Source organism: Providencia sp. PROV024, from assembly GCF_032709665.1.
GTDB classification, from domain to species: domain Bacteria; phylum Pseudomonadota; class Gammaproteobacteria; order Enterobacterales; family Enterobacteriaceae; genus Providencia; species Providencia huashanensis.
Genome location: NZ_CP120545.1, coordinates 3917071 through 3930077 on the forward strand (window position 1 = coordinate 3917071; position 13007 = coordinate 3930077).

Annotated in this window: 12 protein-coding genes and 3 pseudogenes; 6 read left to right on the forward strand and 9 right to left on the reverse strand. The window is 39.0% G+C overall.

Going from position 1 to position 13007, the window contains the following annotated elements:
- The first annotated feature begins 62 nt into the window (after positions 1-62).
- Positions 63-260, forward strand: a complete 198-nt coding sequence (locus tag P3L56_RS18070) for a YbdD/YjiX family protein (RefSeq protein WP_004258665.1) — start codon at positions 63-65, stop codon at positions 258-260.
- Between the two features lie 84 nt (positions 261-344).
- Here P3L56_RS18070 and efp read toward each other — a convergent pair whose 3' ends face one another.
- Positions 345-911, reverse strand: coding sequence for an elongation factor P (gene efp, locus P3L56_RS18075; protein ID WP_042846375.1), 567 nt, complete (start codon positions 909-911; stop codon positions 345-347).
- Between the two features lie 43 nt (positions 912-954).
- On the opposite strand from efp, the gene epmB reads away from it, so the two are divergent.
- Positions 955-1983 (forward strand): EF-P beta-lysylation protein EpmB, encoded by a 1029-nt coding sequence (gene epmB, locus P3L56_RS18080; RefSeq protein WP_166684954.1) that lies wholly within the window; start codon positions 955-957, stop codon positions 1981-1983.
- Between the two features lie 47 nt (positions 1984-2030).
- On the opposite strand, the gene P3L56_RS18085 is transcribed toward epmB, so the two are convergent.
- From P3L56_RS18085 to P3L56_RS18120, 8 genes and pseudogenes are all read right to left on the reverse strand, one after another.
- Positions 2031-2375, reverse strand: a complete 345-nt coding sequence (locus P3L56_RS18085; protein ID WP_042846381.1) for a DUF4156 domain-containing protein — start codon at positions 2373-2375, stop codon at positions 2031-2033.
- Positions 2376-2793: 418 nt separating this feature from the next.
- Positions 2794-2973 (reverse strand): annotated as a pseudogene (locus tag P3L56_RS18090) (transposase); the annotation flags it as partial.
- A 326-nt stretch (positions 2974-3299) separates the two neighbouring features.
- Entirely contained in the window at positions 3300-3557 is a 258-nt protein-coding gene (locus P3L56_RS18095) for a colicin E3-like toxin immunity protein (RefSeq protein ID WP_166696485.1), read from the reverse strand.
- A gap of 9 nt (positions 3558-3566) precedes the next feature.
- Positions 3567-3863 (reverse strand): annotated as a pseudogene (locus P3L56_RS18100) (colicin E3/pyocin S6 family cytotoxin); the annotation flags it as partial.
- Between the two features lie 89 nt (positions 3864-3952).
- Positions 3953-4903, reverse strand: a pseudogene (locus P3L56_RS18105) (hypothetical protein); the annotation flags it as partial.
- Positions 4904-5147: 244 nt separating this feature from the next.
- On the reverse strand, positions 5148-6791 hold the full coding sequence (gene groL, locus P3L56_RS18110) for a chaperonin GroEL (RefSeq protein ID WP_042846383.1): 1644 nt from the start codon (positions 6789-6791) through the stop codon (positions 5148-5150).
- A 51-nt stretch (positions 6792-6842) separates the two neighbouring features.
- A complete protein-coding gene (locus P3L56_RS18115) occupies positions 6843-7136 on the reverse strand; it encodes a co-chaperone GroES (protein WP_042846384.1) in 294 nt (97 codons plus the stop codon).
- A 163-nt stretch (positions 7137-7299) separates the two neighbouring features.
- Entirely contained in the window at positions 7300-7815 is a 516-nt protein-coding gene (locus P3L56_RS18120) for an FxsA family protein (protein WP_048606085.1), read from the reverse strand.
- A gap of 440 nt (positions 7816-8255) precedes the next feature.
- Between P3L56_RS18120 and aspA the strand changes: the two genes are divergently transcribed.
- The 4 genes from aspA to dicD all read left to right on the forward strand — a co-directional run bounded on the left by aspA (position 8256) and on the right by dicD (position 12960).
- Positions 8256-9680: an aspartate ammonia-lyase gene (gene aspA / locus P3L56_RS18125; RefSeq protein ID WP_042846386.1), complete on the forward strand. Its 1425-nt coding sequence runs from the start codon at positions 8256-8258 to the stop codon at positions 9678-9680.
- Between the two features lie 144 nt (positions 9681-9824).
- Positions 9825-11147 carry an anaerobic C4-dicarboxylate transporter gene (locus P3L56_RS18130; protein ID WP_048606083.1) on the forward strand — a complete coding sequence of 441 codons (1323 nt, stop codon included), beginning with the start codon at positions 9825-9827 and terminating at the stop codon, positions 11145-11147.
- A gap of 673 nt (positions 11148-11820) precedes the next feature.
- Positions 11821-12114 (forward strand): helix-turn-helix domain-containing protein, encoded by a 294-nt coding sequence (locus P3L56_RS18135; protein WP_042846388.1) that lies wholly within the window; start codon positions 11821-11823, stop codon positions 12112-12114.
- A 273-nt stretch (positions 12115-12387) separates the two neighbouring features.
- Positions 12388-12960: a division control transcriptional repressor DicD gene (gene dicD, locus P3L56_RS18140; protein ID WP_409076827.1), complete on the forward strand. Its 573-nt coding sequence runs from the start codon at positions 12388-12390 to the stop codon at positions 12958-12960.
- The last annotated feature ends 47 nt before the right edge of the window (positions 12961-13007 follow it).

The following is a 13007-nucleotide window of genomic DNA, read 5'->3' on the forward strand; positions in this document are numbered from 1 at the left end:
TCAAGATTCACTCTCTTTCTCCAAAATAATTGAAGCTACAACACAAAATATGACGAGGATTTATGTTTGGAGAACTGGGAAAAGCAGCCCGCTACCTCGGCCAAGCGGCAAAAATGATGGTTGGCGTCCCTGACTATGACAACTATGTTGCTCACATGCAAAAAACGCATCCTGATCAAACGCCAATGACCTATGAAGAGTTTTTCAAAGAACGTCAAGACGCACGCTATGGTGGTAAAGGTGGGTTTAAGTGCTGTTAGCGACTTAAAATAGACAAAAAAGCCGAGGTCAGTTCACATCGACCACGGCTTTTTATTTTTAGCGATTCCGTATAGGATACGCTATTATTTTACGCGTGAAACGTATTCGCCTGAGCGAGTATCGACACGGATAACTTCACCGATCTGAACAAACAGCGGAACCTTAACAACTGCGCCAGTGCTCAGTGTCGCTGGTTTACCACCTGTACCAGCAGTATCACCTTTCAAGCCTGGGTCAGTATCGGTAATTTCTAACTCAACAAAGTTAGGTGGAGTTACCGCGATAGGACGACCGTCCCACAAAGTTAAAATACACTCTGCTTGGTCAACTAACCATTTGGCGTTATCGCCAACGGTTTTTTCGTCTGCTGCTAATTGTTCGAAAGTTTCGTTGTTCATGAAATGCCAGAACTCACCATCGGTATATAGGTAAGTTAAGTTCATATCCATGACATCAGCACCTTCAACGGAGTCAGTAGACTTAAATGTTTTTTCCAACAGCTTGTTAGAAATCAGTTTACGGATACGCACACGTGCAAATGCTTGACCTTTACCTGGTTTTACGAATTCACTTTCTAAAACGACACAAGGCTCGCCATCTAACATGATTTTAAGACCTGAGCGGAATTCATTGGTACTATAAGTAGCCATGGTGATCCTCTAATTTATAAACTAAAAATGGCATAGCCAAAAAATGGTCGATATTGTAACTCAAAATACCTCATCCAGAGAAGTCTGGATACAACAACTTGCTGAAGCAATCACTAATCCAGATGAATTGCTGCAAATGCTTAACTTAGAAAACCACCTTTTTTCGAAAGAAGGCAATGAAGCGCGTAAATTATTTCCTTTGCGTGTGCCAATGCCGTTTATCTCGCGGATGAAAAAAGGCGATCCACTAGACCCTCTGTTATTGCAAGTATTAACGGCAAAAGCAGAGTTTGATATACATCCAGGTTTTTCTACAGACCCGCTAGAAGAGCAAGATAACGCAATTCCCAGTTTGCTGCATAAATACCACAACCGCGCATTACTGCTGGTAAAAGGTGGTTGCGCAGTCAACTGTCGCTACTGTTTTCGCCGGCATTTTCCTTATGAAGATAACAAAGGAAATAAAAATAACTGGTTGATGGCTGTGGATTATATAAAAAACCACACCGAACTCAATGAAATCATCTTCTCAGGTGGTGACCCACTAATGGCAAAAGACCATGAACTCGACTGGTTAATTAGCCAACTAGAGGCAATCCCACATATAAAACGCCTTAGAATTCATACTCGTTTACCCGTTGTTATTCCAGAACGTATTACCGACACACTATGCAACAGACTTGCGCTTTCGCGGCTTCAAGTGATTATGGTTACACATATTAACCATGCAAATGAAATTGATAAACCATTAACTGCCGCCATGTTTAAACTGAAGTCATCAGGTGTTACCTTACTGAATCAAAGCGTATTATTACGCCAAGTTAATGACAATGTAAGCGCATTAGCTAATTTAAGTAATGCCTTATTTGACGCAGGGATTTTACCTTATTACTTACATGTATTGGATAAAGTCCAAGGAGCAGCACACTTTTTAGTCAGTGATTTAGAAGCTCGACAATTAATACAGCAGTTATTAAGTCAGGTATCCGGATACCTCGTACCAAAATTGGCACGGGAAATTGGCGGAGAGCCAAGCAAAACATTGCTTGACCTAAATTTAAGGCAGATTTAAAAAGCAAAACGCCCAAATTACTGTAATTTGGGCGCTATGAAATCATATTAGGGACATTTATATACTTGGCCAACCATTTTGCTATCTAGCGGAATAAAGCTAGATAATACTGTTTCACTTGGACTTGTTGCGCCAAAAATAACATTACCACCCATTGCAGCAGCTTTATTTCGCAAGTCATTCGCTGCACTGCGCATTGAGCTGGATTCATTATTCACACCGCTCAACCAGTTGCTTTGTGTCCCTGCAACCTGCCCCAGAAGCTGGCAATCACTTCCTGGTTGATTCTCAACAAAACGAACTTGTGAGCCTGCCGCAGTCAAATTAGTTGTTGTAGAACAACCCGCTAAAAGCAGTAATGCAGCAGCACCAATCAAGACTTTAATTCGCATGTTTTCCCTCATTTTTCATTGTGTTTTTTTTGCAACTGGTTTGAAAATCGTTTTAGTCCCAATACCATATTGATAGCAATATATCATGAAATATCTAGGAGGTGATTAACATACTGCGTCAAAATTACCGTGTAAATACCACAGTTCACCAGCCAAATAGAGTCTATCACAAAACAATCAAGACAACCGCCCTGTTGTTTATTTCTTCAAACCATTTTGCCTTACGCTAAATATAACCTTTTGATGGACCTTTACGCAAAAATAAGTTCGAATTAATTCTATGGTAATAATTCATTGGCAATCATAACCACCCGCATAGGAGGGTTTGCTCCATCCCTATAAGGGCTTATTACCGACTGAGTCTTAATGACGCTGCTTTCTCTTCGTTCAAGCTTGGTATCTTTGCTACTTTGACCTCCCCCTTGAAGAGGTCTATATGCTCTTTCGTACTGAGTTTATCTGTGATTAAATCTGGCTTTTCTTGCTCTCTGATATACTTCTGAATTGTCGCTTCGTTTAGCCCTACCGTACTTACATAGTAGCCTTCCTACCAAAATTTCCTATTACCAAATTTATATTTTAAATTCGCATGTCTATCACTAGATGGGTAAAGTACAAAAACATTTTTCCCAGCATACTCAGCTAAAAAATGAGCCAATTGTAGTGATCAATAAAATTTGGCTACTACAATTCATTCGACAGTTAAGATCTGTTAGCTTTACGTGTAAGACTGTGTTAAAGGTAATACAAATGCACAATTTAAATTACAGTCTCTTAGAGCAGTCTCAATGTTCTAGTCGCTTCTACAACCTCTACCGATTATTGCTAAGCATAATATGTTTAACAATAATCTGAACTCACTGAGTATTGATAAATCTATGATTCAATCTTCCAAACCAAACTCTTGGAATCTATTATGAAAAACTACCAGTTGTCCCGATAATCAAATGACACTTGATAATCGTATTTATCTAGCTCAATTTTATGGTTTAGATATTTTTGTAAATTAGAAACCCAAGCGGAGACCACATCAAAACTACCTGCATTAATAATATTTTCTTCTCGTGGATTAATAGTTTGTTCGATAACAGTATCATCATCCCCCAAGTCTACTGAATATTCATCACCAATAAAATCTTCCGTTTTTTTATCAAACCACTTCATATACACTCTTAATCCCATGATCTTTCCTTACAGGTATTTTTTAATATTACGTTTTGGATCAGCAGGTTTTATCTGTTTACCTGCTTTCGGGTCAAAAGCCCCAAGATGCTGACCATCACTGCTCCGGTAACCTTCTATTTCACCATGTTGATAGTCCCATTCATAGATTTTTCGCCCTTTATCTCCAATCCAACGTCTTCGTGTTCCAGACCCGCCTTGCTTAGGTGTTTTATCCTTACCTGATTTTAACAACCCCTTAATCTCTTCAGTGTTAGGTGCTGGATGGTAATCATGCCCCTTTTCTTTTACGCCTTTACGTTTTTTTCCGGTTCATCCTTAGCCTTGCCTTCTTTTCTCTTACTCGAAGAAACATAAATAGGTTTAACACCAATCTCCCAAGGGAATACAATGACTAATGGGCTTTGGCTTTTATCGAACTTAGAAAATGAAGGTGGGTCTAATGGTATATTATTAAATCGACTAATATCATTAACATTATCAGGTAGTTCTTTAAGCCTTTTAGGTGGAGAAACCGGATTACCAGCAAGCACATTAGGCTTACCAATTTGAATTTGCCTCTCTTTTGATTCATTAGGAACAGAATAACTAAATACACCTTTCTGATTTGTAGGCCTAGCTTCTACGACCATTGCTTTAATCGGTGTACTTATTGGTGATAACTCCAGCGTTTTAACACCATTATTGACTCGTTCAGCTGTTACTGCGAAAGTATCAACTGTTCCTTTACTTTTAGCAATATCACGCAGCTTATGTTCACTGGGGAGCCCAAGCGTTTTACCTATTGAAGTGAATGATGAATCGGTATTGCTCGTTAGATGATTAAAATCATGTTTAGAAAACCCATGTAGTGTATCTAATCCTGGCGATCCAGCAGGAGGGGAATGAGTTAATAGCCCAACCCCGATCCCTAAAGAACGCCCAATAATCGTTCCCAATGATTCAGATTTCGAACCTGCTATTGCACTTAAGTTGAATGAGGAAACAGGTGCTATATTACCGATTAATGAATTCGAAGGCTTTAATGTAGACATTGCTGCTGTAATTGCAGAATTAAAAACAGGTGAAATATTTAGTGGTGAATTACTGTTATTTCCTCGAGTCAAACTCTGAGTCACTGCATCATGCAACTTGACAGCATCTCTATACTGTTCATTATTCATTCCTGCATATTGCGCATAATTTTTAACATAAATTTTATTGGCAGTGTCCATGTCACCATTACGGTATGCATCCATCATTGCCTTGGCTTTTTTATTCTCAGTTAAATAAGGGCAATCCTGCTTGCCGCAAACTGGGCAAATATTTCTGTCTAATACCTCTTTAATATCGACTCTGTCCTTCATGATGATATCCTTGTAGTCTACTTTATCGCTGTAATTACATACAGAAATCCAAGTATAAAAACCTACATTCAACACTTCAAATGATATTGATTATCATTAAATGTACTCTTATAAGCATTTTTGTATAATGTGACTAATTCATTGGCAATAAAAAAACCGGCACCGCTAGTTAAACTAACGGTGCCGGTCTTATATCGGCTAGTAACAACCAACTAAGTTAGCTGTTACCTAAGCTTGATGTCTTTTACATCATGCCGCCCATTCCACCCATGCCGCCCATACCAGCAGCACCTAAGTCAGGTGCATCTGATTTTGGCAGTTCAGTGATCATCGCTTCTGTCGTGATCATTAAACCTGCGATAGATGCTGCAAATTGCAGAGCAGAACGCGTTACTTTAGTTGGGTCTAAGATACCCATATCGATCATATCGCCGTATGCATCAGTCGCTGCGTTATAACCTTCGTTGCCTTGGCCTGATTTAACTTTATTCACAACAACAGAGGCTTCTTCGCCTGCGTTAGTCACGATTTGGCGCATAGGTGATTCCATTGCGCGCAGAGCAACACGGATACCCACGGTTTGATCTTCGTTGTCGCCTTTTAAACCTTCCAGTTTAGCAGCAACACGAACCAGTGCAGTACCACCACCAGCTACAACACCTTCTTCAACAGCTGCGCGAGTTGCATGCAGAGCATCGTCAACGCGAGCACGTTTTTCTTTCATTTCAACTTCAGTTGCTGCACCAACTTTAATAACAGCAACACCGCCTGCTAATTTAGCAACACGCTCTTGTAATTTTTCACGGTCATAATCAGAAGAAGACTCTTCGATTTGCTGACGAATTTGAGCAACACGGCCTGAAATCGTCGCTTCATCACCAACACCATCAATAATGGTTGTAGTATCTTTGTTGATAACAATGCGTTTTGCTTGACCTAAGTCTTCTAACGTTGCTTTTTCTAGCTCCATACCGATCTCTTCAGAGATAACAGTACCGTTAGTCAGAACAGCGATATCCTGTAGCATTGCTTTACGACGATCACCAAAGCCAGGAGCTTTAACAGCCGCAACTTTAACAATACCACGCATCGTATTGACAACTAGTGTTGCCAGCGCTTCGCCTTCAACATCTTCTGCAATAATTAACAGTGGTTTGCTAGCTTTAGCTACGCCTTCTAATACCGGCAGTAATTCACGGATGTTAGAAACTTTTTTATCAACTAATAAAATAAATGGGTTTTCTAACTCAACAGCACCTGTTTCTGGTTTGTTGATGAAATAAGGGGACAGGTAACCGCGGTCAAACTGCATACCTTCAACCACATCCAATTCATCTTCTAGGCCTGTACCTTCTTCAACAGTGATAACGCCTTCTTTACCGACTTTATCCATTGCTTCTGCGATCAGTTTACCCACGGTTTCGTCGGAGTTTGCAGAAATAGTACCAACCTGTGCGATTGATTTAGAGTCTGAACATGGAACAGAAAGTGTTTTCAGCTCTTCAACTGCAGCAATAACGGCTTTATCGATACCACGTTTAAGATCCATTGGGTTCATACCCGCTGCAACGGCTTTTAAACCTTCAGTGATGATAGCTTGAGCCAAAACTGTTGCTGTAGTTGTACCGTCACCCGCAGCATCGTTAGCTTTAGAGGCAACTTCTTTCACCATCTGTGCACCCATGTTTTCGAATTTATCTTCTAATTCGATTTCACGTGCTACAGAAACACCATCTTTGGTGATAACTGGTGAGCCGAAAGATTTATCTAAAACTACATTACGGCCTTTAGGACCTAAAGTTACTTTTACTGCATCTGCCAGAACATTCACACCACGAAGCATTTTCGTACGTGCATCACTACCAAATTTAACGTCTTTAGCTGCCATTATCTCTTTCCTTCAAATTCTTTTCGTTAGTTGAGAAGTTTTAAGTGAAAATTACGCTTCAACAATTGCCAGAATGTCACTTTCAGACATGATCAGGACTTCTTCATTGTCGATTTTTTCAGCTTTCACACCATAACCGTCGTTAAAAATCACGATATCACCAACTTTCACATCCAGTGCTTTGATTTCACCATTTTCTAGGATGCGACCGTTGCCTACAGCAAGTACTTCACCACGAGTTGATTTAGCTGCAGCAGTACCAGTCAGAACGATCCCGCCAGCAGATTTTGATTCAACTTCTTTACGTTTAACGATAACACGGTCATGCAATGGACGAATTTTCATTAATAGTTCTCCTATAAATAAAGTCCACACTAGGTAAAAGGACGATACCAGTATGTCTCAAATAAACTAGTACCATGTTTGAGCAGATTGGGGCGAAACAGAGGGACTTCAAGGGGGGAGATAAAAAATTTTTCATTTTTATCTCCCTACAAAAAGAATGGATTTACGACTTGGGGCGGTCGTCTTTATCAGATGAGTCCGTTTTATCTGAGTTATCAATTGTAAAAGAAGGGTCATCTTGTTTACGTTGGAATTCCCCCTCAAAAGTGTCTCCATTTTGGTATTTCCCGCCCCCCGTTTGGCCAAAACCATTCCCCGGTTGATAAAAACGGATGTGAGGAATTAAACGCATTACAATGAGTTTTTGAATTGGCGGAAGTAACAACAATAAACCAATGAAGTCAGTAAAAAAGCCTGGAACGATAAGTAAAAAGCCAGCTAAAACCAACGCAACACTTTTGATCATTTCTGCTGCGGGACTTTCACCTGACACTAATTTTTGTTGGATTTGCAGTACATTTTTCATGCCTTGGTTCTTGACGAGTGAAACACCTAGACAAGAAGTTAGAACAACTAAAATCAAAGTCATTAATACGCCAACTTCGGACGCAACTCGCACAAAAATGACAGATTCAATGTAAACGAGAATACCTATCAGAATGAGTGGTAACCAGCGCACAAGTTCTCCTTTATTTCAATAAGCTATCAACTATTTTACGCCCCTTGGAAAACCTTTGTGAACTGTATCTAAGAGACAACTATCAATATTCGCTTTTTTCTTTAGTATAGCCATAATAATTGGGGCAGATATAACGCTTTTCAACTCACAGATTTTTCTCATTAATGATACTTATCTGTGATGAATGTCACACAACGTAAAATCTGTTGCATAAATCAAACTATATAGTGATCTAGGTTCAAGGCAGTACATGATTAAAAGCTTATCATCTACCCATAAATCAGTAGATCATAATGCTGACAACGTAGTAGTTGGTGTTAATCGCTTGTGAAGTTTTATTTCACAATATTAATCACCTGTGAATTTTGCTTTACGATATATTACTTTTTTTGCAAGCGCATAAACGGACAGTAAACTGTAATCTAATTAAGAAGGTTCTCATGTCAAACAATACTCGTATCGAAGAAGACCTGTTAGGTAAAAAAGAAGTTCCAGCTGATGCCTATTATGGTGTTCATACTCTGCGTGCGATTGAAAACTTTTATATCAGCGACCGCACTATTAACGATGTCCCAGAATTTATTCGAGGCATGGTTATGGTCAAAAAAGCGGCAGCTTTAGCCAATAAAGAACTGAAAACTATCCCACGTAATATCGCGGATACTATCATTAAAGCCTGTGATGTTGTATTAAATGAAGGCAAATGTATGGATCAGTTCCCTGTTGACGTATTCCAAGGTGGTGCGGGCACATCACTCAATATGAATACCAACGAAGTTCTGGCAAATATCGGTTTAGAGCTGATGGGCCATAAAAAAGGGGAATATGATTATTTAAACCCGAATGATCACCTTAATAAAAGCCAGTCAACTAACGATGCTTACCCTACAGGGTTCCGTATCGCAGTATATAACTCTGTACTGAAATTAATTGATTCTGTTGAATACCTGAAAAAAGGCTTTGAAGCTAAAGCTGAAGAATATAAAGACATTCTGAAAATGGGCCGTACCCAATTGCAGGATGCTGTTCCAATGACCGTTGGTCAAGAGTTCCATGCTTTCGCGACTCTTTTAAAAGAAGAAGAGAAAAATCTAAAACGTAGCATCGAATTACTGCTCGAAGTTAACTTAGGTGCAACTGCTATCGGTACTGGTCTGAATACCGCACCGGGCTATTCAGAAATAGCTGTTAAAAAATTAGCAGAGGTCACAGGCTTAGCTTGTGTACCAGCAGAAGACTTAATCGAAGCAACTTCAGACTGTGGTGCTTATATCACTGTACATGCAGGCCTAAAACGTCTGGCGATGAAACTGTCTAAGATTTGTAACGACTTACGTCTACTGTCTTCTGGGCCTCGTGCAGGTCTTAAAGAAATCAACTTACCTGAGTTACAAGCTGGTTCTTCTATCATGCCAGCAAAAGTTAACCCTGTTATCCCTGAAGTTGTTAACCAAGCTTGTTTCAAAGTCATCGGTAATGATATTTGCGTGACTATGGCTGCAGAAGCAGGTCAATTACAATTAAACGTAATGGAACCTGCAATCGGTCAAGCTATGTTCGAATCGATTTCCCTGATGAACAACGCCTGTCGTAATCTGCAAGAAAAATGCATTAGCGGCATTACAGTGAACAAAGAGATCTGTGAAGCGTTTGTATTTAACTCCATCGGTATCGTCACTTACCTGAACCCATTCATTGGTCACCATAATGGTGATATCGTCGGTAAGATTTGCGCAGAAACAGGTAAGAGCGTACGTGAAGTTGTTCTTGAACGTGGTTTACTAACAGAAGCTGAGCTGGATGATATTTTCTCTGTTGAGAACTTAAAACACCCTGCTTATAAAGCAAAACGTTTTGATGACTAAAAATTTATGTTTATCATAAATAATACTTAAAAATAAAGGCACGCCTCTCACCAGAAAGCGTGCCTTTTTTGATTCATACACACACAAAAAATTAACATAACAGTTTCATAATTTTAATTTTCATTTTGTCGAGGAGTAAACACTATGTTAGCCGTAGAATTTATTATTGTTCTGCTGGCCATCTTTTTGGGGGCCCGTTTAGGTGGGATAGGTATCGGCTTTGCCGGTGGCCTTGGGGTACTGGTACTCGCTGCAATTGGCGTGAAACCGGGTACGATTCCATTTGACGTTATCTCAATCATCATGGCTGTTATCGCCGCTATCTCAGCAATGCAAATTGCAGGGGGTTTAGATTACTTAGTTGCCCAAACAGAAAAATTACTGCGCCGCAACCCAAAATACATCACCATACTTGCCCCAATCGTCACCTATTTTCTGACCCTTTTTGCAGGAACTGGTAATATTTCTTTAGCGACATTACCTGTTATTGCAGAAGTCGCAAAAGAGCAAGGTGTTAAACCCTGTCGTCCACTTTCAACCGCGGTTGTTGCGGCACAGATTGGTATCACTGCATCACCAATTTCAGCCGCAGTGGTTTACATGGCATCAGTCATGGAAAACCCAGCAATGGTTGGCGCAGGAAATACTGTAAGTTACATCACGCTGCTGAGTATTTTATTACCGGCCACCTTCCTCGCTATCATTCTAATGTCATTCATCATTTCTTGGACATTTAATTCCAAGTTGTCTGATGACCCTATTTATCAAAAACGTTTAGCAGAAGGATTAGTCGAATTACGTGGAAGCCAAGTAAAAGAAATCAAAGCGGGTGCTAAATCTTCCGTCTTGTTATTCTTGTTTGGTGTTATCGGCGTTGTTTGTTATGCCATCATCAATAGCCCTAGCCTTGGTATTGTTGAAACACCATTAATGAACACCACTAACGCAATTTTAATTATCATGCTAACAGTGGCAACATTAATTACTGTACTATGCCGTGTAAACACCGATGCAATCTTGAATTCAAGTACCTTTAAAGCAGGTATGAGTGCATGTATTTGTATCTTAGGTGTGGCGTGGTTAGGTGATACTTTCGTACAGCACAACATTGACTGGATCAAAGCAACTGCAGGTGACTTAATCCACGAACATTCATGGATGTTAGCGGTAATTTTCTTCTTCTGCTCTGCACTACTTTATTCACAAGCTGCAACAGCAAAAGCACTGATGCCAATGGCATTAGCCTTGAATGTAAGCCCATTAACCGCTATTGCGTCATTCTCTGCGGTATCTGGTTTATTCATTCTACCAACTTACCCAACACTGGTTGCTGCGGTACAAATGGATGACACAGGGACAACACGCATTGGCCGTTTCGTCTTTAACCACCCATTCTTCATCCCAGGCACTATTGGTGTTGCATTAGCCGTTTCATTCGGCTTCCTGTTTGGTGGTATGATCCTGTAGTTTTACTAATCATAATTAAATACACTTAAAACCCGTTGCGATTTGCGCGGGTTTTTTATATCTATACACAACAGTATGTTATTCTCTCTTATCAAAATAAAGTTACATACGTGACTATAAAAATAATAGGTCTCTTATAGATTATCTATTATTTTTATTTAATATGTATAAAAAAAATACCAATATACATATTTAAAGTGCATTACCCTCTTATTTTAGTCGTTAAAATAAAAACTAATTATAATAATTTTACTGGCGTTACATTTATATTAATACTCTCAATATAAGTGTAACAAACAATGACTATTTACATAAAATGATAAATAAAAAAGACATTTTTACGCTAACTTAGCCACAAAATTAAATGCCAAAAACAAAGAAAAAACAACAATAAATTGAAGGTTAACTCCAAATTAATCAAAGATTACAAAACTAAATACCAACAAACCCATATCCTACACTCACCTACCGTGTATTGAATATAGAAACAACCTATTGAATCATTAAAACCAATTCGCCATAAATATTGGTAATAACTAATTAATCCTAGTTAAATAGACCGCGGAACTTATTACGATTACCTTTTATTAACCATCATCGTAATAGACGATAACAAAGAATATTTTTGATAATTAAATAGTGTACTATTTGTATCTATTTATTTGGAGGAGGAATGTTAAACGCTCAACGAAATGAAAATACTAATGTGACTATTTATATTGGAACATATTTAAAGCACCGCAGAAAAGCGGTTGGCTTAACGGGGGCGCAGTTAGCTTCCCGCTTAAATATTAGTCAACAGCAAGTTTCTCGTTATGAAAGAGGAAAAAATTCCATTACTATTCAAGGTCTTTTGGATATTTTACAAGCTCTTGAACTAAGAAAACACGATATAGATGATTTTATGAAAAATATTTTTCAGTTCTATTATATCGATGCTGCACTAGAAGCTAAGTTGATTAACTAATGTTTTAATATAAATTAAAAACAATCAGTCAATATCAGGGGGGTTCTCCCCCTCCTGTTGCCCACTTTTTCAGTTTATTTGCTCTCTTCTAATCGACTAAATCATTCCCCCTCATAAGCCCTAGCCATAACATGTGGGCGACTCACATTCTTAAGGCTGTATTATCTATTTTTCTCAATTGGTTGGGGGTAAAACAAACAGCTATAATTCAGAATTGAACATTGTTATGATGGGAGAAAATCAGACTTTACTGTGATGGAGTTAACAATGCCTATCCAACGTGACACTATTCTAAGTCATGCTTTAAACCAACTTGAAATCCAGGGTTTATCTGCATCCACAGAAAATTTACTGCATGAAATTGAATCTGATTTCTCTACTATACGCCAATTTTGGCCCGACGATGAAGCGCTTGTTTATGATTGCCTACGCTATCATGGTCAGCAAATTGAAGTGTGGCAGCGCCAAACACTCCTAGATGAATCATTAAACCCTCAGCAGAAGCTTATGGCCCGTTACCAGCAGTTATCCGAGAAAGTCCGTGAAGGGCGTTTCCCTGGCTGCTTGTTCATCTCTGCTTGTAATTATTACCCTGAATCAGAGCACCCTATTCACCAACTTAGCCGTCTGCAAAAAGAGAATTCCTTTAAATTTACCAAAGATTTGTTAGATGAGCTTGATATAGAGGACTCTGAGCTGGTTGCCAACCAAATGGAATTAGTACTAGAGGGTTGCTTGAACCGCTTGTTAGTTCAGCGAGATATTCAAGATGTTGAAATTGCTCAGCACTTATCCGAAGACATTTTAGCCATTGCTTTATGTCGTAAAAAAGGCGCCTTAAGTTAAAAAACCAACAACCGTTTATTAAACACACATCTTTTGCTGAAAAAGAA

What these genes read in the sequence shown, in the direction of transcription:
- P3L56_RS18070 (WP_004258665.1), top strand. Translation starts at nt 63, where the DNA reads ATGTTTGGAGAACTGGGAAAAGCAGCCCGCTACCTCGGCCAAGCGGCA.
- P3L56_RS18115 (WP_042846384.1), bottom strand. Translation starts at nt 7,136, where the DNA reads ATGAAAATTCGTCCATTGCATGACCGTGTTATCGTTAAACGTAAAGAA.
- groL (WP_042846383.1), bottom strand. Translation starts at nt 6,791, where the DNA reads ATGGCAGCTAAAGACGTTAAATTTGGTAGTGATGCACGTACGAAAATG.
- P3L56_RS18085 (WP_042846381.1), bottom strand. Translation starts at nt 2,375, where the DNA reads ATGCGAATTAAAGTCTTGATTGGTGCTGCTGCATTACTGCTTTTAGCG.
- P3L56_RS18130 (WP_048606083.1), top strand. Translation starts at nt 9,825, where the DNA reads ATGTTAGCCGTAGAATTTATTATTGTTCTGCTGGCCATCTTTTTGGGG.
- epmB (WP_166684954.1), top strand. Translation starts at nt 955, where the DNA reads ATGGTCGATATTGTAACTCAAAATACCTCATCCAGAGAAGTCTGGATA.
- aspA (WP_042846386.1), top strand. Translation starts at nt 8,256, where the DNA reads ATGTCAAACAATACTCGTATCGAAGAAGACCTGTTAGGTAAAAAAGAA.
- P3L56_RS18135 (WP_042846388.1), top strand. Translation starts at nt 11,821, where the DNA reads ATGTTAAACGCTCAACGAAATGAAAATACTAATGTGACTATTTATATT.
- P3L56_RS18095 (WP_166696485.1), bottom strand. Translation starts at nt 3,557, where the DNA reads ATGGGATTAAGAGTGTATATGAAGTGGTTTGATAAAAAAACGGAAGAT.
- efp (WP_042846375.1), bottom strand. Translation starts at nt 911, where the DNA reads ATGGCTACTTATAGTACCAATGAATTCCGCTCAGGTCTTAAAATCATG.